The sequence below is a fragment of the Streptomyces chartreusis genome (genome assembly GCF_008704715.1).
In the GTDB taxonomy this organism is placed as follows: domain Bacteria; phylum Actinomycetota; class Actinomycetes; order Streptomycetales; family Streptomycetaceae; genus Streptomyces; species Streptomyces chartreusis.
Genome location: NZ_CP023689.1, coordinates 1,226,091 through 1,251,102, shown reverse-complemented (window position 1 = coordinate 1,251,102; position 25,012 = coordinate 1,226,091). Strand labels below are relative to the sequence as shown.

Below are 25,012 nucleotides of genomic sequence, written 5' to 3'. Positions count from 1 at the left end.
CCATGGTTGATCGGGGAGCGAGCGCCCTGTCACTCCCGGACGACTGGCCCGCCCACCCGGACCCGATCCTGGCGCTCAACCGCATGGGCACCTTCGACTGGGACCTGGACAACGGCGTCTTCCACATGGACGCCCAGGCCCACGAGGTCTTCGACCTGCGCCCCGACGAATACGACGGCAACCCGGCGACCCTGGCGGTCCGGGTGCCGCCGCCGGAGGGCTACCGGCTGGACGGCCTGGTCTCCCAGGCGATGAAGGACGGCAGCGAGAACTACGGCACCTACTTCCGCATCCGCTGCCGCGACGGCACCATGCGCTGGACCCACACCCAGGGCTACATCCGCCGCGACGAGACGGGCCGCCCGCGCCGCATCGTCGGCATCGTCCGCGTGGCCACCGAGGAACTCGCCGAGCTCGAGCAGCGGCATCAGCAGGCCGCCGACGACGAGGCCAGGCGCCAGCAGACCAGCGTCGTCCAGCTCACCACGGCCGCCCTCGCCCACGCCCGCACCATCCAGGACGTCATCGACGTCCTCAAGGACACCCACGGCCTCACCCATCTCGGCGCCACCAGCCTCGTCATGGGCCTGGTCGAGGCCGGCCGCATCCGGCTGGTCGCCGAGGGCCCCTCGGGCAGCTTCGTGCCCGGCACCCTGATCACCCGAATAGACGAGCAGTACCCGATGAGCGAGGTCGTACGGACCCTCAGCCCGCGGTTCATCGAGTCGCCGGAGGAGTTCGCGGACAGCTACCCGGTCCTCTGGCCGCACATCACCGACCTGCACATCACGTCCGCCGCCTACATGCCGCTGATCGCCCAGGCCCGGCCCATCGGCGCCATCGGCCTGCTCTACAACGACCGGCGAGGCTTCACCTCGGACGAGCGCAACGTCCTCGTCGCCCTCGGCAGCAGCATCGCGCAGAGCCTTCAGCGGGCCATGTTCTACGAGCAGGAGAAGGACCTCGCCTCCGGCCTCCAGCAGGCCATGCTGCCGCGCACCATCCCCAGCGTGCCCGGTGCCGACGTCGCCGTGCGCTACCGCTCCGCGTCCCTCGGCCGGGACATCGGCGGCGACTGGTACGACCTGATCCCGCTGCCGGGCGGCCGGGTCGGCGCCGTCATCGGCGACGTCCAGGGCCACGACACCCACGCCGCCGCCGTGATGGGCCAGCTGCGCATCGTCCTGCGGGCCTACGCCGCCGAGGGACACACCCCGGCCACGGTGATGGCCCGCGCCTCGGTGTTCCTGCACGAGCTGGACACCGACCGCTTCGCGACCTGCCTGTACGCCGAGGCGGACCTCTCCACCGGCGTCGTGCAGGTGGTGCGGGCCGGTCATATCGACCCGCTGGTCCGCGAGCCCGGTGGCGCCTGCCGCCGGGTCTCCGTCGAGGGCGGGCTGCCGCTCGGCCTGTCCGCGGAGTTCGGGCAGCTCGAATACCCGGTCGGCACGATCGAGCTGGACTCCGACCACACCCTGCTGCTGTGCACCGACGGCCTGGTCGAACAGCCCGGTACCGACCTGGACGACGGCATGCAGACCCTCACCGCGCTCATCGCCACCGGCCCGAAGGACGTCCGTGATCTCGCGGACCGCCTGATCGACGTGGCCGAGGAACGCGGTGGCGACGACGACGTGGCCCTGCTCCTGCTGCGCCGCCGTGTCCTGGACGCCCCCCAGCCCGGCGGCCGGCTCCAGCAGCACGTCGCGCCCGGCGACCCGGAGGCCCTCACCGCGGCCCGGCACATGATCCGCGCCGCCGTGCGCGCCTGGGGCGCCGCCGACCGGGCGGACGAGATCGAGCTGGTCGCCGACGAACTCATCACCAACGCCCTGATGCACACCGAGGGCTCGGCCGTGGTGACCCTGCGGGTCCTGGCCGGCTCCGAACGCCGGCTGCGCGTCGAGGTCGAGGACTCCTCCAGCGCCCTGCCGCGCCGCCGCGAGGCGGGGGAGTCGGGTGTCTCGGGCCGCGGGCTGCTCCTCGTCGATCTGCTCACGGACGTGTGGGGCGTGGAGGCCCGGGGCGGCGGCAAGGCGGTGTGGTGCGAGTTCATCGTGCCGGAGCGGCCCTGAGGCACGTGGCGCCGGCGGTGGCGGATGGCACTCTGGACGTATGCCGGAACTCCCCGAGGTGGAAGCGCTCAAGGACTTCCTGACCGAGAACCTGGTCGGGCACGAGATCGTGCGGGTGCTGCCCGTCGCGATCAGTGTCCTCAAGACGTACGACCCGCCGGTCACCTCCGTCGAGGGCCACGAGGTCACCGCCGTACGCCGGTACGGCAAGTTCCTGGACCTGGTGACGGCCGAGGGCCCGCATCTGGTGACCCACCTCGCCCGCGCGGGCTGGCTCCAGTGGAAGGACCGGCTCCCGAGCGGCATGCCCCGCCCCGGCAAGGGCCCGCTCGCGCTGCGCGTCGCCCTGGAGACCGGCGCCGGCTTCGACCTGACGGAGGCCGGCACGCAGAAGCGTCTCGCGGTGTACGTCGTGCAGGACCCGCAGGACGTCCCGGGCGTGGCCCGGCTGGGCCCGGACCCGCTCGCCGACGACTTCGACGAGACCCGGTTCGCGGCACTGCTGAAGGACGAGCGCCGCCAGATCAAGGGCGCCCTGCGCGACCAGAGCCTCATCGCCGGGGTCGGGAACGCCTACAGCGACGAGATCCTGCACGCGGCCAAGATGTCGCCGTTCAAGCTGGCGGCGGCACTGACCCCGCAGGAGACGGCACTGCTGTACGAGGCCCTGCGGACGACCCTCACCGAGGCGGTCGAGCGTTCGCGGGGGCTGGCGGCCGGCCGTCTCAAGGCCGAGAAGAAGAGCGGCCTGCGTGTCCACGGCCGCACCGGCGAGCCCTGCCCGGTCTGCGGTGACACCATCCGCGAGGTCTCCTTCAGCGACTCCTCGTTGCAGTACTGCCCGACCTGCCAGACGGGCGGGAAGCCACTGGCGGACCGGCGGATGTCGCGGCTGCTGAAGTAGCCGGGACCGGAGTGGGGGAGCGCTAACGGGGGTTGAGCGTGACCAGGTGCTCGCCGTCCGACGTACGCACCTCGTAGCGCATGATCTCGTCGCTGTGCATCGCCGACGCGCCCATCATGGTGTTCTCGCGGGCGTCGTGATGGGCCGCGGACCAGCTGGTCACGGTCTCCTCCGAGCCGTCCCGGCCGATGGCGATCAGGTGGCAGGGGCGCGGACCCGCGCCGTCCTTCACCTTCAGCTCCACCTGGCTGCCGTACATCTCGTTCTCGGTCGTGACCTGCGCCCACACCCCTGACCGCTCGTCGGTCGCCTCGACCACCTGTACGGATCTGTCGTCGCCGCCGGCCATGATCGCGACGCCGGGGGCGGCGAGGGCGATCACCACGGAGGCGGCCACGGCGTACAGGGTGCGCCGGCGCCGGGCGCGATGGCGGACCGCCACCGCTTCGAGCAGCCGGTTCAGCATCTGGGGGCCCGGCTTGGTCATGGGGCTCACGAAGCGGGGGGTGGAGCGCCGGTACAACATCAACTGGCGGGCGACGGGCCCGAACTCGGTCACGTGTGCCGCACAGCGGGGGCACTCCATGAGGTGGTCCTCGAAGCGGAACGCCTCCGCCTCGTTCAGCACGCCGAGCGCGTACGCGGCGACGTCGCGATGCCTCTCCAGGGACCTCATGCCGAATCCTCGTGCCGTTGGGTGTGGGGTGTGTTACTCCTTGCGCCCACTGGTACGCACCAGACAGTCGAATCACTCAAGCCACTCGGAGAATCGCAACCAAGGGATTCGGAGCGGTCGGCGTCGAGGATTGGTCCGAGGGGAAAAGAACTTAAAAAAGGTGGATGGCGAGGTGCCCGAGCGGCAGTCCGAGCTGCCACGCCGGTGTCCACACCTTGGGTCCCTCGTCCTCTCCGACCGGCGCACCACCGCCCGGCACGGCGTTCAGATCGGGCGCGAGCAGCTCGGTCTCCTGGAGCCAGCGCCAGGCCGCCTCGGCGAGTTCCAGGTCGGGCGCGGGCCCGCCGGAGTCGGTCGCCTCGGCCGCGAGGCCCGCGATGCGCTCGCGCACCCAGTCCTGCCACGGCTGGTCGTAGGCCGTCAGCGACAGCCAGGTCTCCAGCTGGGTCACCACCCGGATGCCGGACAGCTCGCCGTCGGTGTCGGACAGGAAGATGGTCAGCGCCAGGGCGTCACGCCCGGCGCGGAACTCGAAGGACGTCGGCGGCATCAGATCGCCGGTGCGCAGCAGCTCGTCGGCGATGTACTCGGCGTACAACCACGCCATGGGGACGGTGAGTTCACCGCCACCGGTGCCGTCCGTGCTCTCCTGACCTCTGTGCAGCATCCCTTCCTGCCTTCCTCCGGTGAGTGCGTCGCCCTACCCCGGGGCCGTGGGCCCTTGCCCAATCCGGAACACGGATGAGGACAGCCGATTACTCAACCGGGGTGTTCAGCAAGGCGCTTTACGGAGGTTTGACTAAGCCTTCGGTTTCACCGCAGGTCGGCCGCGTATCCGGGAAGCACCCGACGCAGTGCGCGCAGTGCGTAGTACGCGCGGGACTTCACCGTACCGGGCGGAATACCAAGGGTTTCCGCGGCCTCCGCAACACTCGCCCCTTGGAAGTACACGAGCACCAGGACTTCACGGTGCTCGGGAGTGAGTGTCTTCACAGCCTCGCGGACGTCGAGCATCTCGGCGGCCCGCTCGGCGTGGTCGGAGATCACGCGCGCGTTCTCCAGGATCGCGTCGCCGACCTCCGGCGGGCGTGCCTGCCGGGCCCGCCGCGCGTCGATCGCCAGGCGTCGCCCGACGGTCAGCAGCCAGGGCCGCACCGAGTCGAAGTCGTCGGCGCGCAGGGCCTCGGGATGCTGCCAGGCGCGCACCAGCGTCTCCTGCACCAGGTCCTCGGCGCGCTGCCGGTCGCCGTCACAGAGCCGGAGCAGGAGCGCGAAGAGGGGCCGGCCGTGCTCCCGCTGCAGTGCGGCGAGCTCGTGCTCGGCGGTCGTCCCGTTCGTGAGGGTGGTTCCGGCCGTCATGGCCGTATGGCATCGCAGGCGGCAGTTCTGGGACAGGGCGCTCGCACGGATCTGCGGCGGACGGTCGATCGCGTCGGCGAACGGTTCGGTGAACGGTCCCTTCCGCAAGCCGGGGCGGGCCGGACGGCCTAATGGAAGCGGCCGGATTGTTTGCGAGCGTGCTCTATTTCGTACCTATTTTGGTGCGTATATACGACCACAAGGGGTGAGCTGATGATCGCACGCAGTCGGCTTGTGGCCATCGCTGTCACGGCCGTGCTTGTCGCAGGTGCCGCCTGCCAGGCCCACAACCGCGAGGTCGCAGGACGTCCGGCACCGTCCGCCGGCACCCGCGGCTTCACCCTCGTCGCCTCCGGGGACGTCCTCCCGCACACCCCGATCATCGATCGCGCCCGCTTCGACGCGGGCGGCAAGGGGTACGACTTCCGCCCGATGTTCGCCGGCGTACGACCCGTCGTCTCCCGCGCCGATCTGGCGCTGTGTCATATGGAGACCGTCTACGGCGAGGACGGCCAGTACACCGGCTACCCCCTCTTCAAGTCCCCGCCGGAGGTGGCCAGGGGCATCGCCTCCGCCGGCTACGACGGCTGCTCGACGGCCTCCAACCACAGCCTCGACGACGGGGCCGCCGGCATCCTGCGCACGCTGAACGCCCTCGATCAGGCGAAGGTGCGGCACGCGGGCACGGCCCGCACCTCGGGCGAGGCACGCAGTGTGACCGTCATGCGCGCGGGCCGCGCCAAGGTCGCGCATCTCGCGTACACCTACGGCGTCAACGACTTCCCGCTCCCGCCGGGCCAGCCCTGGGCGGTCAATCTGATCGACCGGGAGAAGATCGTCGCGGACGCCCGGGCCGCCCGGAAGGGTGGTGCGGATGTGGTGGTCGTGTCGATGCACTGGGGCACTGAATGGCAGGACGCGCCCGACGAGGACCAGCTGAACCTGGCCCAGGAGCTCACCGCGGCCCGGACCGGCGACCGCCCCGACATCGACCTGATCCTCGGCACCCACGCCCATGTCCCACAGGCGTACGAGAAGGTGAACGGCACCTGGGTGGTCTACGGCATGGGTGATCAGGTCGCCGGCGCGATGTACAACTCGCAGGGCGTGCAGGACCCGCGCGGCAACCAGTCCACGCTCGCCCGCTTCCGATTCGATCCGCCGGTCCGGGCCGGCGGGCGCTGGGAGGTGTCGAAGGCCGAGTTCGTCCCGCAGTTGTTCGACATCGACGCCGGCCGGGTGCTCAACCTCAACCAGGCCATCGCCAAGGGCGCCGAACTGAGCGGTGTGCGGGACCGGATCCGCGAGGTCGTGCTCAGCCGGGGTGCCGGGGACGACGGGCTGTCGATGGGGGAGTAGGTCAGTCCGCCTCGACGTGGTCGAAGGTCTTCAACATCTCCTTCAGCACGCGCACGCACGCCTGGAGCTCGGCCTCGGTCAGCTCGCCGCCGACCTGCCGGTTCAGGGCGTGCTCGCGCGCGAGGATCGCGGTGATGACGGCCTCGCCCTCGTCCGTGATCCGGATCAGCGAGGAGCGCTGGTGCGCGGGGTTGGGCGTGGTCTCGGCCCAGCCCCTGGCCAGCGCGTCGTTGACCATGCGCTGCACGAACTGCCGGGTCAGCGTCATGAGGCGGCCCATCTGAGGCACCGTCATGGGCCCGTACCTGTGCAGCAGCACCAGCACGGAGCGCACGCCGACGGACACCCCCTCGACCTCCTCGCCCTGTTCGAGCTTGCGCAGGCCGCGCCGGTAGAGCGCGCCGATCAGATCGAAGACCTCGCTGACCCGGTGGCCGAGGTCGTCGGGGGAGAGGGGCTTGGCGGAGTCGTTCACCGGGCCATCATGACACCTGGGTTGCCAAATTGCTCCAAGGATGACACCTTGGTTGTCATGACGACAGCGACGAAAGCTTCGGACCTGCGCACCTTCGCCTCAGCCGACGGCGACCTCGCCTACCTCGACACCGGCTCCGGGGACCTCGTGGTCCTCCTCCACTCCGGATACGTCGACCACCGCGTCTGGCACGCCCAGATACCGGCCCTCGCCGCCGGCCACCGCGTGATCGCCCTGGACGTACGCGGCCACGGCTCCTCCGCCAACGCGAGCAGGCCCTTCCGCTGGGCCGACGACATCGCCGCCCTGCTGTGCCACCTCGACGCGGGCCCCGCGGTCCTCGTCGGCCTGTCCATGGGCGGGCTGATCGCCACCAACACCGTGCTGGAGCACCCCGAACTCGTCCGCGCCGTCGTCACCTGCGGTGCCGCGACAGGGGAGTTCCAGTACACGGACGACTGGACCCGCGGCCTCCAGGCCGAGATGGCCCGCGCCCTGGAAGCCGCGGACATCGACGCCTGGCTCGACGCGTTCGTACGGGTACTGCCCGGCCCGGAGCGCACCGTCGCCGACGTCGACCAGGACAGCCTGCGCCTGATCCGGGACATGGCCCGCGGCACCCTCGCCAAGCACACACCCGGCGAGAAGGACTGGTTCGTGCCCGTGCCGGACACCTTCGCCCGCGCGGCGGGGATCACCGTCCCGCTGCTCGCCCTCAACGGCGGCCTGGAGCCCGCCGACATGCTCGCCGCGGCCGAGCGCCTCGCCGGCACCGTCCACGACGGCCGCACCGAGGTCGTCGACGGCGTAGGCCACTACCCCAACCTGGAGAAGCCGGAGATCTTCAACAAGATCGTGCTCGACTTCCTGCGGACCCTCTGAGGCACGGCGCCGCCCGGTGGGCCGGGGCGGCTACGGGACGACCGTCACCGGCCAGCGCCCCGCCTTCACCAGCCGGATCGCGACGGAACCCACGATCCGGTGCCCGGCCTGCTCCGAGGCGCCCACCACCACGGCGTCCGCCTTGAGGTCGTCCGCCGCCTTCACCAGCCCGTTGTAGGGGTCGCCCTGGAAGGTGTGGAACTCCCAGCGGACGTCGAATATCCCCTTGAGCCGCTCCGTGGCCTCCCGGATGTAGGAGATCAGGGACTCGGCGATCTCATTGGTCGTCTCCGCGACCGGCGCCCCGAGCGCCGCGCCCGCCGTCATCACCGGCTGCACGTACACGACGGCGAGCAGAGCGTTCTGCCGTCGGGCCAGGCCACCGGCGTAGGCCGCCGCGCGCAGCGATGAGTCGGAGCCGTCCACCCCGACCACGATGACCTTGGGCCCGTCCGTGCCCCGCTCGAACCGGTGCGAGTGCTGTTCCGTCACGGCAGGAGGCTATCGGAAGGCCCAGGTCCCGCCGCCGGCCGGGACGCTCGACGGGCGAAGAGACGCGGGGCTTCCTACAGTCGGAACATGAGTGCCACCGTGGAGGCCGCGCGGGACAAGGACGTCACGGGGCCGGCGCGGCCGCCGGGACACGGGCTGATGAGCAGGGTGCCGGAAGGCTTCGCGACCTTCTTCGGCGCCCTCGGACTGCTCTGCGTCCTGCTCGCCCTCATCCCGCCGCTCCGGGTCGCGCTGCGCCCCGTCGTGCGCGCCCTCGACCAGGTCATCGTCCCCGTCAGCGCCAACCTCGCCTACGCTGTCTTCCTCTTCCTGCTCGCCGCCGCGACGGCCGCCCGCAAGAAGATCGCCTGGTGGCTGGTCGTCGTCTATCTGGGCCTGCTCGTCCTCTCCGACATCGTCGGCACCGTCTTCGGCGACTACGCCGACTCCGTCCCGTCCCTCATCGTGTGCGGCCTCGCCCTCGCCCTGCTGATCGTCGCCCGCAAGGAGTTCTACGCCGCCTCCCGCAGAGCGGCCGTACGAAGAGCCCTCGGTGTCCTGCTCGTCGGACTCGTCATCGGCATCCTGGTCGGCTGGGGGCTCGTCGAACTGTTCCCCGGCACGCTGCCGCAGAGCCAGCGGCTGGCGTGGGCCGCCGACCGGGTCTGCGGCGGCCTCGTCTCCGGCACCACCTACGACGGACGGCCGCCGCGCCCCCTGTACTTCCTGCTCGGCCTGTTCGGTGCGCTCGCCCTCCTCAACGCCGCCGCCACGCTGTTCCGCTCGCAGCGCATGGAGGCCGCCCTGCACGACGACGAGGAGGCCCGCATCCGCGCCCTCCTCAAGGCCTACGGCGACAAGGACTCCCTCGGCTACTTCGCCACCCGGCGGGACAAGGCCGTCGTCTTCTCGCCCAGCGGCAAGGCCGCCGTCACCTACCGCGTCGAGGCCGGCGTGTGCCTCGCCAGTGGCGACCCGGTCGGCGACCGGGAGGCATGGCCGCACGCCATCGCCGCCTGGCTGGCCGCCGCCCGCCGGCACGCCTGGGTGCCGGCCGCGATGGGCGCCTCCGAGGACGGCGCCACCGCCTACGCCCGTGCCGGACTCGGTGCCCTCCAGCTAGGCGACGAGGCGATCCTGCGGCCGCAGGACTTCGACCTCGACGGCCGCGACATGCGGGTCACCCGGCAGGCCGTCCACCGCGTCCGCCGCACCGGGGCCCACTGCCGTATCCGCCGCCACTCCACCCTCGGCGAGGCGGAGATGGAGGAGATCATCCGTAAGGCCGACGCCTGGCGCGACACCGAGACCGAACGCGGCTTCTCCATGGCCCTGGACCGCCTCGGCGACCCCGCCGACGGCGACTGCCTCCTCCTGGAGGCCCTCGGCGGGGACGGCGAGCTGCTCGCCCTGCAGTCCTTCGTGCCCTGGGGCCGCGAAGGCGTCTCCCTGGACCTGATGCGCCGTGACCGCGGCGCCCCCAACGGCGTCATGGAGTTCATGGTCGCCGAACTGTGCGACGCGGCACCCAAGCTCGGCATCCGCCGGATCTCCCTGAACTTCGCCGTCTTCCGCTCGGTCTTCGAGGAGGGCGCCCGCATCGGCGCCGGGCCCGTGCTGCGGCTGTGGCGGCGCCTGCTGCTGTTCTTCTCCAAGTGGTGGCAGCTGGAGGCCCTCTACCGCTCCAACGCGAAGTACCAGCCCGAGTGGTACCCCCGCTTCATCTGCTACGGCGAGGCCGCCTCCCTCGCCCGCATCGGCATGGCGTCCGGCATCGCCGAAGGCTTCGTCTCCGTACCGTCGCTGCACAAACTCCGCAGAAAGGGGCACCCGAGGAACCAGCCCCGCCCCGCGACCACCGAGGGACTGCCCTCGCTGGCGGCACTCGGCCTCGAAGGAGGGGACGAGGCCGGGGCGGCCGGGCCGGATGCGGGCCTGCCCGAACAGGTCCGCATCCGGCACCGCACCCTGGACCGGCTGCGCACCGAGGGCGTCGACCCCTACCCCGTCGGCATCCCGGCCCGCACCCACGCCCTCGCCGAGGTCCGCACGGGCGAACAGGTCACCGTCGCCGGCCGGGTCATGCTGGTCCGCGACTTCGGCGGCCTCGTCTTCGCCGTGCTGCGCGACTGGTCCGGCGACCACCAACTCGCCCTCACCCGCAAGGACTCCGGCGCCGCCCTCGACCGCTTCACCGCCGACACCGACATCGGCGACCTCATCAGCGCCACCGGTCTGGCCGGCACCAGCGACAAGGGCGAACCCACCGTCTTCGTCACCTCCTGGCAGCTCATCGGCAAATGCCTGCGCCCGCTGCCCGACAAGCGCCGCGGCCTCGCCGACCCCGAGGCCAAGGTCCGCATGCGCTACCTCGACCTGGTCTCCAGCCCCGCCGCCCGCGACGTGGTCCGCGCCCGCTCCACCGCCGTCCAGGCCCTGCGCCAGGGCCTGCTGGAACGCGGCTACCTGGAGGTCGAGACGCCGGTGCTCCAGCAGATCCACGGCGGCGCCAACGCCCGCCCCTTCACCACCCACATCAACGCCTACGACCTCGACCTCTATCTGCGCATCGCCCCCGAGCTGTACCTCAAGCGGCTGTGCGTCGGCGGTGTGGAGAAGGTCTTCGAGATGGGCCGCACCTTCCGCAACGAGGGCGTCGACTACAAGCACAACCCCGAGTTCACGATCCTGGAGGCCTACCAGGCGTACGCCGACTACGACGTCATGCTCGACCTGGTCCGCGAGCTGATCCAGGGCTGCGCACGGGCCGCCTTCGGGACGCCGGTCGCCCACAAGGACGGCAAGGAGTACGACATCTCCGGGCAGTGGCCCGTCAAGACGGTGTACGGCGCGATCTCCGAGGTGCTGGGCGAGGAGATCGACCCCGACACCGAGCTGCTCAGACTGCACCGCCACTGCGACCGCGTGGGCGTGCCGTACGTCGCCGACGACGGCCACGGCGACGTGGTCCTGGAGATGTACGAGCGGCTCGTCGAGGAGAAGACCCACCTGCCCACCTTCTACAAGGACTTCCCCACCGACGTCTCCCCGCTCACCCGCCAGCACCGGGGGGACCCCCGGCTCGCCGAGCGGTGGGACCTGGTCGCCTTCGGCACCGAACTGGGCACGGCCTACTCCGAGCTCACCGACCCCGTCGAACAGCGCCGCCGTCTCACCGCCCAGTCGCTGCTCGCCGCCGGGGGAGACCCCGAGGCCATGGAACTCGACGAGGACTTCCTCGACGCCCTCGAATACGCCATGCCGCCCACCGGCGGGCTCGGCATCGGCGTCGACCGGCTGGTCATGTTCCTCACCGGCCTGACCATCCGCGAGACGCTGCCGTTCCCGCTGGTCCGCCGCCGCTGAGCGGTGCCGCGAGCGGCCTACGGTGCACGGCCGTGCGAGTGCTTTCGTACGGCCGTACCGGTGTCGTACTGGTGCGTCGGTCTCTCACCGGGCGACCCATGAGTCATGACGAAGGATCAGCTGCCCCCGCGTCTGCTCACCCGACGCCGCGCGTTGCTCGCCGGCGCCGCCGCCGTCGGAACCGCCGGCACCGCCGGGCTGTTCACGACATTCGCGGGCGACGAGCCGGTCCGGCGCGCCGCCGCCCCGACCTCGGCCCCCACCCCGGCCGCGGGCCCGCAGGCGCGCTCCGCGCTCAAGCCCTCCTCGTACCGTCTCCAGCCGCTCACGGGATTCGGCCCGCCCAGGGCCGCCCCGCGCCGCACCCTCGTGCGCCACGCGCCCATGCTCCAGGTGAACGGGCGGGGCCGCCGGATGGTGCTGACCTTCGACGACGGCCCCGACGCCCGCTACACGCCGCACATCCTGGACACCCTGCGCGACTACGACATCCGCGCGATGTTCTTCGTGTGCGGCGAGATGGTCGCCGAGAACGGTGACCTCGTCGCCAGGATGGCCGACGAGGGCCACGTCGTCGGCAACCACACCTGGTCCCACCCGCTGCTCACCCGGCTCAGCCGGCGCGCGATCCGCAGCGAGATGGAGCGCACCAGCGACGTCATCGAGGACTCCTGCGGCGAACGCCCCGTCTGGTTCCGCGCCCCCTACGGCGCCTGGAACCGCGCCGCGTTCCAACTCGGCGCCGAACTGGGCATGGACCCGCTGGCCTGGACCGTCGACACCCTCGACTGGACCACACCCGGCACCCGCAGGATCGTCGACCGGGTCGAGAACGGCGCCGCCCCCGGCGTCGTGGTGCTCTCGCACGACGCCGGGGGCGACCGCTCCCAGAGCGTGACCGCGCTGCGCTTCTATCTGCCGCGGCTGCTGGACGCCGGATACCACCTCACCGTCCCGGAACGGCATTACTCCTGACGGCTTCCGCCGCCCGGTCGGGGAACGCTCAGCGGACCTCGACCAGGCTGGCGAAAACGACGACGTTCCCGTCGTAACCGGTCTGCTTGGAGAAACCGCCGCCACAGGTGATGACCCGCAATTCGGCGGTCCCCTTCGACGCGTAGACCCGGTCTCCGGGGAAGTTGTCCTTCTGGAACACCTCGACGCCGTAGATCTCGAATACGGCCGTCTTTCCGTCCTTGCGGAGGACCTCGACGCGATTTCCCTTCGCGAGTGAGCCGAGGCCGTAGAAAACGGCGGGCCCCTGCAAATTGTCGACGTGGCCGACGACCACCGCGGTGCCCTTCTCGCCGGGCGAGACGGAGCCGGTGAACCAGCCCGACAGATTGGGGTCCTCCGGCGGGGGCGCGCCGACCCACCCGTCGAGGTCCAGGCCGACCGGGATCGTCGGCGCGTCGACGTTGATCGCGGGGATCCGCACCCGGTCCGGCAGGGCGAAGGACAGCGGCTGAGCGGCCCGGGCCAGCACCCGGCCGGGCAGCTGCCGGTCGGCCGCGGCCGCCGAGGCGGGCTGCGGCGGGCCCACGTCGAACTCGCCGGAGCCGTTGCGGACGAGCGCGAGACCGGTCAGCAGCACCAGCGCTATCACGCCCCAGGGAGCACGCTTCCTCCGCCGCTCCTCCTCTTCGGCCACCTCGAAACCGGACATTCGACTTCCCCTCTCGACGCGGCCGTCGCCACGTCATTCGCGCATACGAAAACGCTAAGTCCCGCACGCGAAACCGGCGACGGGGCAGATACGAACGGGTGGTGCGAACTCCTTCGGTGCGCCATCCGAGTTGCCAGGGGCCGGAAAATTCTGACGGTCCGTGACCTGCGGCAATTCCGATTGTGGGGTTGTCCCCCGGCGTGTCTCCTCACCAGGACGGACCATTGCCGAAATGCGGCCTCGGGCACGGCAACTGAGGGTCTTTCTGGGAGGCGCTTTCTCGCCGATCGATACCGGGGACGGTTCCCGGGGCGTCTTCCGCGGAGGATCACATGCGAACCACTCGTACCCTGGCGGCCACCGCCACCGCGGTCGCCGCCCTCGGTCTGGCCGCCCCGGTGGCCGCGGCACGCGACGGCATGCCGCCCGTCGGCCCGAGCAACATCGTCGCCCTGCCCAGCGTCATCGCCCGCGGCGGGCAGCTGACCATCACCGTCGACGGCTGCCCGCGCGGCGGCACCGCGACCTCGGACGCGTTCCGGCCCACGACCCTGAGCCCGGTCGGCGGCAACACGTCAAAGGGCACCGCGACGATCGACAACAACGCGCGGCCGGGTGCGCACAGCATCACGGTGCACTGCACGGGCGCCGGCCGGCCCCTGACCCACCCCAACGCCTTCACCGTCATCGGCGGCGTCCGCGGCGGTCTCGGCGGCAGCACCTCCACGGGCGCGACGCCGACCGACATGGCCATCGGCGGCGGGCTCATCGCCGTGGCGGTCGTCGGCGGTGCGGTGTTCTGGATGCGGCGCCGGGCGGAGAAGCGGATCTGATCCGCTGTCGGCCCGCAACGGTCGTGACAGGTCGCACGAGCACAGACCTTCGCCCCGGCCCCCCTGGTGGGGAACCGGGGCGAAGGTCTGAGTCTGTGGATGCCGCGTCAGGAGCCGTCCTCGTCGGTGCGGCGCCGGGAGAGGTGGTACGCGGTGCCGAGCGCGGCCGTGATGAGCGCGGCGCCCAGGCCGATCTCCTTCAGATCCAGTCCGGCGAGCGTGCCGCCCTCGCCCGCGCGAACACCGTGCTCCGGGTGTTCGGGGCGATCGGGCCGGTCGGGTCGGTCGGGCCTGTCGGGCCTGTCGGGCCGGTCCGGTCTGCCGCCGGCGATGGTGAGGTCGACGCTCTGCCAGAAGGTGCCGCAGTAGAAGGACACTTCGTAGACGGCGCCCCGGCGGGCGTCCCTGTCCACCCGGGCCCAGGCCGTCGTCCGCCACCGGGGAATGGTGACCGTGTCGAAGACCCCCGAGGAGACGGTCACGCTCTGCTCGCAGCCCGTCGCCCGCAGCCGGACGTGCTCGCCGGGTTCGACGGTGGTGGGCCGGACGGTGGCCCAGAAACCGGAGTTGTCGCCCTGCGCCTGCGCGGCGGGGGCGGTCATGGCGAGGGCGCTGACCCCGAGCAGCGCGGCAGAAGCGACGCGTATCGCACGCATGGTGTCCTCCGGTCCCCGAGGAGCAGTCGCGGACTCTTTCCGCTTGCGCCAGAAATGCACCTCGGTGAGCGAAACGCTAGGAACGTGCGCGCAGCCGCGCGATCGGTGTCGTACGAATGGGGCACGCGTGTGGGCCGCTCAGGGGACGGCGTTCCGGCGAGCGGGTGACGGCGGCGGCATGACTGCTTCACATCGAGTGCCACGGGTCGCCGCCGTCGCCCGGTGCGGGCCGGTCAGCGCATGAACTGCGGGAAGAGCGCGAGGAACGGCTCCGTCGACGCGGTCACCCCGCGGCTGTAGGGATCGTCGAAGTCCCAGATGAGGAAGAGCAGGAAGGCGATCAGCGCGGAGAACAGCCCGGCGAGGATCAGCTCACGGGCCGTGCGCCGGATCTGGAGGGCGAACACCATCCCGATGGTGACGACACCACCGGCCAGCAGTCCGAACCAGACCACGCCCGGCATGGTGTCGCCGGTGGAGTTCGAGCGTGCGTTGCGCGCCTGGTCCGCCGCCGTCACCTGATCGAGGAGCGGCTGATAGGCCTGCGCCTCGAAGTCCGACTTGGGCTCGTAGTCGGTGACGTCCCGGCGGATCCGCTGGAGGAGCTCGGTGCCGCGGTCGGTGACCTCGCCGTGCTCCGTCATGTGCTTCCACTCCTTGGTGACGACGTGTCCGACATAGGCGTTGACATCGTCCCGAATGCGGTCGCGCACATCGGCCGGATACACCCGGACCCGCTCGGAGACCTCGTGCAGCGCCATGGCCTCCGCCTGGACATGGTCCTGGGCGGCGCTGCGGGCCTCCCACACCCCGGCGATGGCCAGGCCCAGCACGATGGCGTACACCACGCCGATCCACATCGTCATGTACTCGATGACGTCCGGGGTCTCGGAGGGGTCCTCGTCGTCCGGTGCCGTGCGGTGCCGGACGAGGGTGATGACGACCACCACGGAACACGCGGCCAGCATCGCGAGGGTGAGAACAAGCCATTCCGGCAAGAGGGGCCTCCAGGGTCAGCGCGGTCGGAGCGCGGCGACGGCGGCGATGGCGGGCACCGCGATGAGCAGGACGAAGGTGAGGGGCGACTGGGCGCGGTGCACGGCCCGCTTGTGCGGGGTCGCGCGGTACGGCGGGTAGCGCACCGGCGTCGCGGACGGAGTCGGGGTGGGCTTGACCGACGGTTTCGGCGTCGGAGTCGGAGTGGGCGGCGGTTCGGGAGCCGGCCGCGCACGGGGTGGCGCGGGCGGGGGAGCCGGTTTCGCCGGGGGCGGAGGCTTCGGTTTCGGGGTGGGCGTGGGCTTCGGCGGCGGTGTGGGCGTGGGTTCAGGTGCCGGCGTCGTCTTCGGCGGCGGTGGTGGCGAGGGCGTCGGGGTCGGTGTGGGGCTGGGTGTCGGAGTCGGCGTCGGGCACTGCGGGGGAGTCGGCCAGGTGTCGGGGCCGGCCACCGCGACCGCCCGTGCGCCGTCCGGCCCGGTGTCGGTGACGGCGACGACCTGTGCGCCGTCCGGCCCTGTGCCGACGTACGCGCAGGACGTGGCCACGGCCGCCCCGGACGGTGCCGACACCAGGAGCCAGGTCAGCGTGACCACCGTCAACACCCTTGTCGTCAGGGTGGATTGGGTCGGTTCGAGTGCATGCACGACGAAGATCTTCAGGGCACCACGCCCGCCGACGTGCCGGAGAACGGATGGAATGCCCCGAACGGGCGACATGCGCCCCTCGAAAGGTTTGATCAGGGGGCGCGGACGTGACCGCCGGGGCGCACGCGTGTGCGACGGGAGGCGCGCGGAGGCGGCGCGGTGATGCGGCGGTTCACGGCTGTGACGAGGGTGCCGTCACAGGTTCCGTAAAGAAATTTGTGCGCCGGTTGAACACGAGAGTGGCTTTCGTGCGTACCTCTTGTCGTGCGGCGGCGCAGCAGGGCGCTGCAACACCCTTGTGATTATGGGGAGTTGAAGATGAAGACCTCGTGGCGGAGCGCCTCGCTCGTGGTGAGCGCCGTGGCGGTGGCGGCGCTGACGACGGCATGCGGCTCGGAAACCGCCCCGCCGGCGAGCAGCCAGAACGTGGGTGCCACGGCCGCGGCCGGTGACTACGGAAGCGGCACCGGCCTCGGATCCGGTTACGACGCGGGCGCGGCGGGCCAGGAGGGCTCCGCCACCCAGGCCGCCTCGGCCGGTGAACTCACCGTGGCCACCAACGCGGAACTGGGCGAGTTGCTGACCGACAGCGACGGAATGACCCTGTACCGCTTCGACAAGGACGTCGCCGACCCGGCCAAGTCGAACTGCGACGGCGACTGCGCCACCAAGTGGCCGCCGGTCCCCGCGAACGACGCCAAGGCCGGCGTGGGCATCGACAAGAACCTGCTCGGCTCGGTCACCCGGACCGACGGCACCAAGCAGCTGACGATCGACGGCTGGCCCGCGTACCGCTACGCCAAGGACACCAAGGCCGGTGACGTCAACGGCCAGGGCGTGGGCGGCACTTGGTACGCACTCGCGCCCACCGGCAAGAAGGCGGAGGGTGAGGGCGCCGAGCTGCCCGGCCTGTCCACGCGCAAGGACTCCAAGCTCGGTGAGATCGTGATCGACAAGAACGGTCACACGGTCTACCGCTTCATGAAGGACTCGCCCTGGCCGATGAAGACGGCCTGCACCGGCGAGTGCCTGGACAAGTGGCCCGTCATCGCACCGGTCGACGCCGAGGACACCGAGGGCATCGACCTGAAGGGCTCCGGCCCCCGGGGCCAGGGCTACGTGGTCTTCGACCGCCCCGACGGCATCAAGCAGCAGACCATCGACTGCGTACCGATCTACACCTTCGCCGGTGACAAGAAGCCCGGCGACACCAACGGTCAGGGCGTGGGCGGCACCTGGTTCGCCATCCGCCCGGACGGCAAGCCGGTCGGCGCGCCGGGACAGTAAGGATCACACCTCCCCAGGGTTGATCGCCTCACCCGGTCGAGAAGTCCATGGAAGGGAGTCACGAGGACGCGAGAGTGCCGGACGAACGGCCGGCGCGCCGACTCACCGGTCCGCCCCCTGAGCTCCACACGCAGGGGGCGGACCGGTTTGCCTGCATTCACCGGAGTTCTTCGCCTTCTTTCACCATGCTTCGGAACTCTGTGGAATGCTTCGGATACTTTTCGTAGAAGGTGCGAGGGACGTCAATTCGGCACGTGCCGCTGGCAGTGACCGGGAACGGATGGTCAATTTCCGTTTCCGCTCGCTCCTTTGGCGGGCGATCAGTAGCCTCAGCTCGAACACCGGATCGCCTACGCCTTGGAGAGATAGATGGAGCGTCCCGCCTGGGCTCCCCGGAGCATCGACATCTCGGTGCCCAGCGTCTCGCGGATCTACGACTACTATCTGGGCGGTTCGCACAACTTCGAGGTCGACCGGGAAGCGGCCCGCAAGGCCATGGACTTCATGCCGGGCCTCCCCAAGATCATGCAGGCCAACCGGGCGTTCATGCGCCGCGCGGTGCGCTTCGCCCTCGACGAGGGCATCACCCAGTTCCTGGACATCGGCTCCGGCATCCCGACGTTCGGCAATGTCCACGAGGTGGCCCAGGCCCAACGTCCCGGTGCACGCGTGGTGTACGTCGACCACGACCCGGTCGCCGTCGCGCACAGCCAGGCGGTCCTCGCGGGCAACGACGACGCGGACATCGTTGCCGCGGATCTGCGCAAGCCCCAGGAGATCCTGTCCAGTTCCGAGGTGGAGCGGCTGATCGACCTGAACCGGCCAGTGGCGCTGCTTCTCGTTGCCATACTGCACTTCGTGGAGGACGAGGACGAACCGTACGAGGCGGTGGCCCAGCTGCGCGACGCGCTCGCGCCCGGCAGCATGCTGGTGCTCACGCACGCCTCCTACGAGGGGATCCCGCTGCCCGAGGAGCGGGCCAAGGGCACGGTCGACGTGTACAAGGACATTCGCAACCCGCTGATCATGCGTTCGCGCGAGCAGATCGCGCGGTTCTTCGAGGGGTACGACATGGTGGAACCCGGACTGGTGCCGATGCCGAGCTGGCGGTCCGACACCACACCGGACGACGAGGATCCGTGGGCCTTCTCCGGGTTCGCCGGCGTGGGGCGTACCGCGTGAGCGCGGGGCCGGACGGGCCGGAGGACAGACTGCGCCGGTTCGCGACGATCTGGAGCCGGGCGGTCTTCCCGGTGACCTCGACGTCGTCGACCCGGCCGGAGTTCGAGGAACAACTGCTGCCGCTCGCCCGGCGGTTGAGCGAGGCACTCAGAGCCAGGGCGTTCGACGCGGACGAGGGCAGGGCCGTCGGCGCCGCGTTGATCGCCTCGCACTGCACAGACCCCGAGGCGCTCAGCCGCTCGCTGGACTGCGTCGACGCCTACCTCGTGCTGTACTGCGGCGACGGCGGTGACCAGGAGGACCTGCGGGCCCGCTCCGGACGGCTCCAGCACGCCATGGCCGCCGGGTTCGCCCAGGCGCTGCGCGAGCGGACCCTCGCCGAGCAGGAGGCGATCTCCGCGGCCGCGCTCAAGGCGCAGGGCGTCGTCGCACAGGCGCTGCACGACACCGAGGCCCGCTTCCGCGCGGTCTTCGAAGGCGCGGCCATAGGAATCGGCATCGCCGACCTGACGGGCAACATACTGCAGGTCAACGGCGCCCTGCTGCGCATGTTCGGCGTCTCCGAGCAGGCCATCCGCAGCCGCAACGTCAAGGAGTGGACCCACCCCGAGGACGCGCCGCAGACCTGGAAGCTCTACGACGAACTCGTCCGCGGCGAGCGCGAGCACTACCACGTCGAAAAGGCCTTCTACCGGCCCGACGGAACGGTCCTGTGGACCAACCTCACGGTCTCCCTGCTGCGCGACGCCGACGGTGAACCCCAGTACCAGCTGGCCCTGATGGAGGACACCACCGAGCGGCGGCTGCTCAACCTGCGGCTGCGCTACGAGGCCACCCACGACGCGCTCACCGGCCTGCCCAACCGCACCTTCTTCTTCGAGCGCCTGGAGAAGGCACTGGGCGCCGGGGAAGGCCAGCGGTTCGGGCTCTGCTACCTCGACCTGGACGGCTTCAAGACCGTCAACGACAGCCTCGGCCACGCGGCCGGCGACCGGCTGCTCGTCGAGGTCGCCGACCGCCTCCAGTCCTGCGCCACCGCGCCCGGCGAGATGGTCGCGCGGCTCGGCGGCGACGAGTTCGTGGCACTGACCACCGGCCCCGACACCGAGCGCGAGGTCGACGAGCTCGCCGCCCGGATCATGAACGTACTGGTCGCCCCGATCAGCGTCGACGGCCGCGAGCTGACCGTGCGCGGCAGCATCGGCATCGTCGAGGGCCCGGCGGGCGAACGCAGCCCGGCGGAGGTGCTGCGCAGCGCCGACATCACGATGTACCGGGCCAAGTCGGCGGGCGGCAACCGCTTCGAGCTGGCCGACGAGGAGGCCGACGCCCGCGCCATCACCCGGCACGGGCTGACCACGGCGCTGCCGATGGCCCTGGACCGCGGCGAGTTCTTCATCGAGTACCAGCCGCTGGTCCACCTCGGCGACGGCAGCGTGCGCGGCGCCGAGGCCCTGGTGCGCTGGCTGCATCCGCAGCACGGCGTCCTCGGCCCGGACCGGTTCATCCCGCTCGCCGAACACACCGGGCTCATCGTGCCGCTCGGCCGCTGGGTCCTGGAGCAGTCGGTGCGCCAGGCCCGCGCCTGGCGCGAACGCCACGACGACGCCGGGCCGTTCCGCATCAACGTCAACCTCTCGCCGTGCCAGCTCACCCACCCCGGGCTCGTCCAGGACACCGTCGACATCCTGGAGCGCGCGGGCATGGCACCCGACGCGCTCTGCCTGGAGGTCACCGAGTCGGCCCTCATCGGCGCCGACGACGCCCTGCTCAAGCCCCTGCGGAGGCTGGCCGACATGGGCGTCGACATCGCCCTGGACGACTTCGGCACCGGCTACTCCAACCTCGCCAACCTGCGCCGGCTGCCGGTCAGCATCCTCAAGCTGGACCGCTCCTTCACCCAGAGCATGCAGCGCTTCCCGGCGGACCCCGTCGACCTCAAGATCGTCGAGGGCATCGTCTCCCTGGCGCACAGCCTGAACCTCGCGGTGACGGTGGAGGGCGTGGAGACCGGCGCCCAGGCCGAGCAGCTGCGGATACTGGGCTGCGACACGGCCCAGGGCTGGTACTACGCCCGTCCCGGCCCGCCGGAGCGCCTGCACGAGCTGGCGCTGGTGGACGCGACCGGCTGAGGCCACCGGCAGCCGTACGGGGCGAGCGGTTCCCGTCCCGTGCGGCTTCCCGCCGGTCGTATAGCGTGAGAAGCATCGACGGCGGTACGGCACGCCCGGTCGGTGAGCGGAAAGGCAGGGCCCGCCATGGCCGAAAAGCCGGTCGATCTGGATCTGCGCAAGCTGCGCTACTTCGTCGCCGTGGCCGAGCGCCGGCACTTCGGCCAGGCGGCCGTCGCTCTGCACGTCACCCAGCCCGCGCTGTCCCGGCAGGTGCGGCAGCTGGAGCACGAGCTGCGGGTGGAGCTGTTCACCCGCAGCACCCGCGAAGTCACGCTCACCCCGGCCGGTGAACAGTTCCTGCGCGACGCCAAGGCACTGCTCGCCGCGTCGGAGGCCGCCCAGGAGCGGGCCCGGCGCATCGGCGCGGGCGACAACGCCCTGATCGTCGGGTTCATGCTGGGCACGGACGTCGGCCTCGCCCTGAACGCGTTCTCGGCGCGCTTCCCCCGCGTGTCGATCGAGCTGGTCCGGCTGCGCTGGTGGAGCCAGGCACGGGCCCTGCTGGACGGCAGCGTCGACGTCGGGTTCGTACGGCCGCCCCTGGAGGCCGAGGGAATCGACCTCCTGCCGCTGTACCTCGAGCACATCGCCGCCGTCCTGCCCGTCGACCATCCCCGGGCGCAGGACGCGAAGGTCGCGCTGGCCGCCCTCACCGACGAACCCGTCCTGGAGTACGCGGAGGCCACCGAGGCCTGGTCGGCGGTCTGGAACGCCGATCCGCGCCCCGACGGCACCCGGCCCGGCCACGGCCCGGCCTTCCACGACATGGAGGAACTGCTGGGCTACGTCCGCGGCGGACGCGGCATGGCCTTCGTGCCGAGCTCCGTCGCGGCCGCGTTCCCCCGGTCCGACATCGCCTACGTCCCGGTCGCCGACGCGGCGCCGGGGCAGGTGTCGCTGGCCTGGAACGCCGCGCGCCCCTCGCACCTCGTCACCAGCTTCGTCGAGACCGTGCACGCCGCCGCCCGGGTGCGCGGCACCGCCTAGACCTGCGCCGATGCCGCCCGGGCATCAATCGGGCCGCAACCGGCATTGGACGGGGCCGAAGAGGGCTCACAGACTCGGAAGTACCAGGAACTCACCGGAGTACCTTCCCGATCCCCCCTTTGGAGCCCGCGATGCGTGCTGCTGTCGCCACCGGCCCGAACCTCCCGCTGGCCCTCGACAACCTCGACGTCCCCCAGCCCGCCGCCGGAGAGGTCCTCGTCAAGGTCACCGCCTGCGGAGTGTGCTTCTCCGACCTGAACCTGCTGCGCGGCCACTACCCCTTCGCCCGGTACCCCGTCGTCCCCGGCCACGAGATCACCGGCGTGGTGACCGCCGTCGGCGAGGGCGTGACGTTCCCGGAGGTCGGTACGGCGGTGGGCGCCCAGTTCCTGTACGACTCCTGCGGGCACTGCGACTACTGCGTGCGCGGCGACCAGATCCTGTGCCCCCGCAAGCGGATCACCGGCATCGTGGCCGACGGCGGCTACGCCGAGTACGCCCTGTTCAAGGCCGGCTTCGTCACCCCGCTGCCGGACGGACTCGACCCCGTGGCGGCCGCTCCCCTGATGTGCGCCGGCCTCACCTCCTTCAACGGCCTGCGGCAGGCCGGCGCGACGGCCGGCTCCAGGGTCGCCGTCGTCGGCCTCGGCGGAGTCGGCACCCTGGCCGCGCGCTACGCCGTCGCCATGGGCGCCCGCCTCGCCGTGGTGGGCCGCTCCAGGCGCGGCGAGGACCAGGCCAAGGCCCTGGGCGCGGAGCTGTTCGTCGCCACCGAGGAGTCCGACCCGGCCGACGCCCTGAAGGGCTGGGACGGCGGCGCGGACGTGGTCCTGAACGCCGCCCCGTCCACCGCGGCGGCCGCAGCCACCCTGGGCGGCCTCGCCCCCGACGGCACCCTGCTGCTCCTCGGCTACGGCAACGAGCCGCTCACCCTGCCCACCCCGCCCATGATCCTCAACCGGCTGCACGTGGCCGCCTCCCCGTCCGGCTCCCCGCACGACCTGCGCGACACCCTCGCCTTCTCGGCGGCCCACGGCATCCTGCCCGAGGTCACCCCGATCACCCTGGAGCAGGCCCCGGCCGCGCTCGACGCCATGGCCGACGGAACCGCCCGCGGCCGCAGCGTGATCACGTTCGGCTGACCCGCCGGATCACCGGTCCGCACCTGCTCGAAGGCCCGCAAACCCGCCCGCACACCCAGCAAGGAGTAACGCCATGCCCTCCGTCGTCCTCGTCACGGGTGCCTCCAGCGGCTTCGGCGCCCTGACCGCCCGAGCCCTCGCCGACGCCGGACACACCGTCTACGGCGGCATACGCCAGACCACCGGCCGCAACGCCCCGGCGGTCGCCGACGCCCGGTCCTACGCCGACGAGCACGGTGTCGCGCTGCGCACCGTCGAACTCGACGTCTCCAGCCAGGAATCCGTGGACGCCGGTGTCGCGCGGGTCGTGGCCGAGGCGGGCCGCATCGACGTCGTCGTGCACAACGCCGGGCACATGGTGCTCGGCCCGACCGAGTCCTTCACGCCCGAGCAGATCGCCGAGATCTACGACACCAACGTGCTGTCCACGCAGCGCGTCAACCGCGCGGTCCTGCCCGGGATGCGCGAGCGGCGTGACGGCCTGCTGCTGTGGGTGGGCTCCTCCAGCACCTACGGCGGCACCCCGCCCTACCTCGGCCCGTACTTCGGCGCCAAGGCCGCGATGGACCACCTGGCCAAGAGCTACGCGGTCGAACTGAGCCGCTTCGGCATCGACACGGCCATCGTGGTCCCCGGCTCCTTCACCTCCGGCACCAATCACTTCGCCCACGCGATGCACCCCGCCGACACGGCCACGGCAGAGGCGTACGACGCCTTCTACGCCGGTCTGATGGACGACGTCGGCAAGGCCCTGGCCGCCCTGTCGCCGGCGGACGCCGACGTCCGGGAGGTGGCCCGCGCCATCGTCCGCATCGTCGGCACCCCGAAGGGCGAGCGGCCCTTCCGTACCACCATCGACCCGGCCGACGACGGCTCGGAGCGGGTCAGCGACGTCGCCGACGACGTGCGCGCCGACTTCTACGAGCGCATCGGCATGCCGGACCTCTTGGCCCCGCGCTCCTGACGCTCACCGCTCCAGCAGCATCCGCTGCAACTCCCGCGCGGCCCGCGGCGGCGCCACATCGCTGCGGTGGGCCAGCGCGATCGTCCGGTTCAGACCGGGCCGGGCCAGCGGGGTGACCCGCAGTCCCCGGCCCGACCGCGCCGCCACCATGCGCGGAACGACGGCGAGGCCGAGGCCCGCCCGCACGAACCCCAGCACCGCGTCCATCTCCCCGCCCTCGACCGCGAAGTCCGGCTCGAAGCCCTCGGCACGGCACGCGGCGACGGTCAGTTCCCGCAGGTCGTAGCCGTGCCGGAACATCACAAGACGCTCGCCCTCCAGATCGGCGATGCGCACGGTGCGCCGGCTGCCGCCCGGGCGAGGGGCCTCGGGGGAGGACACGACCACGAGGTCCTCGCGCAGCAGCTCCACCGTGGTCAGCGCCGGGGACGGAGTGGGCAGGGGCAGCACGACCAGGGCCAGATCGAGGGCGCCGCGGGCGAGCTGCCGTACGAGATCGTGCGAGCCGCCCTCCTCGATCAGCAGCTGGATGCCGGGATAGCGGTCGTGGAAGGCGCGCAGCACGTCCGGGAGCAGGCCCGTGCACAGGCTCGGCGTCGCGCCGAGGCGGACCCGGCCGCGGCGCAGCTGCACCAGCTCCTGCACCTCGTGCCGGGCGGTGTCCGCGTCGGCCAGGATGCGCCGGGCCAGCGGCAGCAGGGCCTCCCCGGCATCCGTGAGGGAGATGTTGCCGCGTGCCCGCAGGAACAGGTCCGCGCCCAACTCCCGCTCCAGCGCCTTGATCTGCTGCGACAGCGAGGGCTGCGCGACATGCACCAGGTCGGCGGCCCGGGTGAAGTGCCGGGTCTCGGCGACCGCCACGAAGTACTGGAGCTGCTGGAACTGCATAC

The 25,012-nt window shown here is 71.4% G+C and carries 23 protein-coding genes; 13 read left to right on the top strand and 10 right to left on the bottom strand.

Annotation, left to right across the window (positions count from 1 at the left end; genetic code table 11):
• Window positions 1-2: 2 nt before the first annotated feature.
• Together CP983_RS04810 and CP983_RS04805 are read left to right on the top strand one after the other, a co-directional pair.
• A complete protein-coding gene (locus CP983_RS04810) occupies window positions 3-2,078 on the top strand; it encodes a SpoIIE family protein phosphatase (protein ID WP_150498639.1) in 2,076 nt (691 codons plus the stop codon).
• 40 nt (window positions 2,079-2,118) lie between these two features.
• The gene (locus tag CP983_RS04805) at window positions 2,119-2,982 is read left to right on the top strand and encodes an Fpg/Nei family DNA glycosylase (protein ID WP_107908520.1); all 864 of its coding nucleotides are present in this window, start codon (window positions 2,119-2,121) and stop codon (window positions 2,980-2,982) included.
• Between the two features lie 22 nt (window positions 2,983-3,004).
• On the opposite strand, the gene CP983_RS04800 is transcribed toward CP983_RS04805, so the two are convergent.
• The 3 genes from CP983_RS04800 to CP983_RS04790 all read right to left on the bottom strand — a co-directional run bounded on the left by CP983_RS04800 (window position 3,005) and on the right by CP983_RS04790 (window position 5,017).
• A complete protein-coding gene (locus CP983_RS04800; protein ID WP_030952311.1) occupies window positions 3,005-3,658 on the bottom strand; it encodes a zf-HC2 domain-containing protein in 654 nt (217 codons plus the stop codon).
• 151 nt (window positions 3,659-3,809) lie between these two features.
• The gene (locus CP983_RS04795) at window positions 3,810-4,325 is read right to left on the bottom strand and encodes a hypothetical protein (protein ID WP_107908519.1); all 516 of its coding nucleotides are present in this window, start codon (window positions 4,323-4,325) and stop codon (window positions 3,810-3,812) included.
• Between the two features lie 146 nt (window positions 4,326-4,471).
• Complete coding sequence (locus CP983_RS04790; RefSeq protein ID WP_030952315.1) at window positions 4,472-5,017, bottom strand: sigma-70 family RNA polymerase sigma factor; 546 nt, start codon at window positions 5,015-5,017, stop codon at window positions 4,472-4,474.
• A gap of 213 nt (window positions 5,018-5,230) precedes the next feature.
• Here CP983_RS04790 and CP983_RS04785 point away from each other — a divergent pair, with 213 nt between their 5' ends.
• Window positions 5,231-6,376, top strand: a complete 1,146-nt coding sequence (locus CP983_RS04785) for a CapA family protein (RefSeq protein WP_150498638.1) — start codon at window positions 5,231-5,233, stop codon at window positions 6,374-6,376.
• Window position 6,377: 1 nt separating this feature from the next.
• On the opposite strand, the gene CP983_RS04780 is transcribed toward CP983_RS04785, so the two are convergent.
• A complete protein-coding gene (locus CP983_RS04780; protein WP_093748111.1) occupies window positions 6,378-6,851 on the bottom strand; it encodes a MarR family winged helix-turn-helix transcriptional regulator in 474 nt (157 codons plus the stop codon).
• Window positions 6,852-6,908: 57 nt separating this feature from the next.
• Between CP983_RS04780 and CP983_RS04775 the strand changes: the two genes are divergently transcribed.
• Window positions 6,909-7,733 (top strand): alpha/beta fold hydrolase, encoded by an 825-nt coding sequence (locus CP983_RS04775; protein WP_229914641.1) that lies wholly within the window; start codon window positions 6,909-6,911, stop codon window positions 7,731-7,733.
• 30 nt (window positions 7,734-7,763) lie between these two features.
• Here CP983_RS04775 and CP983_RS04770 read toward each other — a convergent pair whose 3' ends face one another.
• Entirely contained in the window at window positions 7,764-8,225 is a 462-nt protein-coding gene (locus CP983_RS04770; protein WP_030952323.1) for a universal stress protein, read from the bottom strand.
• 87 nt (window positions 8,226-8,312) lie between these two features.
• Between CP983_RS04770 and lysX the strand changes: the two genes are divergently transcribed.
• The gene (lysX, locus tag CP983_RS04765) at window positions 8,313-11,591 is read left to right on the top strand and encodes a bifunctional lysylphosphatidylglycerol synthetase/lysine--tRNA ligase LysX (protein WP_107908515.1); all 3,279 of its coding nucleotides are present in this window, start codon (window positions 8,313-8,315) and stop codon (window positions 11,589-11,591) included.
• Window positions 11,592-11,696: 105 nt separating this feature from the next.
• The gene (locus CP983_RS04760; protein ID WP_150498636.1) at window positions 11,697-12,566 is read left to right on the top strand and encodes a polysaccharide deacetylase family protein; all 870 of its coding nucleotides are present in this window, start codon (window positions 11,697-11,699) and stop codon (window positions 12,564-12,566) included.
• Window positions 12,567-12,594: 28 nt separating this feature from the next.
• Here the strand turns inward: CP983_RS04760 and CP983_RS04755 are convergent, their stop codons facing one another.
• Window positions 12,595-13,257 (bottom strand): class F sortase, encoded by a 663-nt coding sequence (locus CP983_RS04755; RefSeq protein ID WP_107908513.1) that lies wholly within the window; start codon window positions 13,255-13,257, stop codon window positions 12,595-12,597.
• Between the two features lie 332 nt (window positions 13,258-13,589).
• On the opposite strand from CP983_RS04755, the gene CP983_RS04750 reads away from it, so the two are divergent.
• Window positions 13,590-14,090 carry a hypothetical protein gene (locus CP983_RS04750; RefSeq protein ID WP_030958977.1) on the top strand — a complete coding sequence of 167 codons (501 nt, stop codon included), beginning with the start codon at window positions 13,590-13,592 and terminating at the stop codon, window positions 14,088-14,090.
• A 107-nt stretch (window positions 14,091-14,197) separates the two neighbouring features.
• Here CP983_RS04750 and CP983_RS04745 read toward each other — a convergent pair whose 3' ends face one another.
• The 3 genes from CP983_RS04745 to CP983_RS44405 all read right to left on the bottom strand — a co-directional run bounded on the left by CP983_RS04745 (window position 14,198) and on the right by CP983_RS44405 (window position 16,335).
• On the bottom strand, window positions 14,198-14,746 hold the full coding sequence (locus CP983_RS04745; RefSeq protein WP_150498635.1) for a hypothetical protein: 549 nt from the start codon (window positions 14,744-14,746) through the stop codon (window positions 14,198-14,200).
• A 233-nt stretch (window positions 14,747-14,979) separates the two neighbouring features.
• Complete coding sequence (locus CP983_RS04740) at window positions 14,980-15,744, bottom strand: bestrophin-like domain (protein WP_150498634.1); 765 nt, start codon at window positions 15,742-15,744, stop codon at window positions 14,980-14,982.
• A gap of 15 nt (window positions 15,745-15,759) precedes the next feature.
• Window positions 15,760-16,335, bottom strand: coding sequence for a hypothetical protein (locus CP983_RS44405; protein WP_208852869.1), 576 nt, complete (start codon window positions 16,333-16,335; stop codon window positions 15,760-15,762).
• Window positions 16,336-16,704: 369 nt separating this feature from the next.
• Here CP983_RS44405 and CP983_RS04730 point away from each other — a divergent pair, with 369 nt between their 5' ends.
• From CP983_RS04730 to CP983_RS04705, 6 genes are all read left to right on the top strand, one after another.
• Window positions 16,705-17,673, top strand: a complete 969-nt coding sequence (locus CP983_RS04730; protein WP_125529393.1) for an SCO0930 family lipoprotein — start codon at window positions 16,705-16,707, stop codon at window positions 17,671-17,673.
• Between the two features lie 369 nt (window positions 17,674-18,042).
• Entirely contained in the window at window positions 18,043-18,855 is an 813-nt protein-coding gene (locus tag CP983_RS04725) for an SAM-dependent methyltransferase (RefSeq protein ID WP_107908508.1), read from the top strand.
• Complete coding sequence (locus CP983_RS04720; RefSeq protein WP_150498633.1) at window positions 18,852-20,987, top strand: putative bifunctional diguanylate cyclase/phosphodiesterase; 2,136 nt, start codon at window positions 18,852-18,854, stop codon at window positions 20,985-20,987. The genes CP983_RS04725 and CP983_RS04720 overlap by 4 nt, the downstream gene beginning before the upstream one ends.
• 126 nt (window positions 20,988-21,113) lie before the next feature.
• A complete protein-coding gene (locus CP983_RS04715) occupies window positions 21,114-22,016 on the top strand; it encodes a LysR family transcriptional regulator (RefSeq protein WP_125529390.1) in 903 nt (300 codons plus the stop codon).
• A 131-nt stretch (window positions 22,017-22,147) separates the two neighbouring features.
• Entirely contained in the window at window positions 22,148-23,158 is a 1,011-nt protein-coding gene (locus CP983_RS04710; RefSeq protein ID WP_107908665.1) for an alcohol dehydrogenase catalytic domain-containing protein, read from the top strand.
• A gap of 73 nt (window positions 23,159-23,231) precedes the next feature.
• The gene (locus tag CP983_RS04705; RefSeq protein WP_150498632.1) at window positions 23,232-24,122 is read left to right on the top strand and encodes an SDR family oxidoreductase; all 891 of its coding nucleotides are present in this window, start codon (window positions 23,232-23,234) and stop codon (window positions 24,120-24,122) included.
• Window positions 24,123-24,125: 3 nt separating this feature from the next.
• Here CP983_RS04705 and CP983_RS04700 read toward each other — a convergent pair whose 3' ends face one another.
• Complete coding sequence (locus CP983_RS04700) at window positions 24,126-25,010, bottom strand: LysR family transcriptional regulator (RefSeq protein ID WP_107908505.1); 885 nt, start codon at window positions 25,008-25,010, stop codon at window positions 24,126-24,128.
• Window positions 25,011-25,012: the final 2 nt, after the last annotated feature.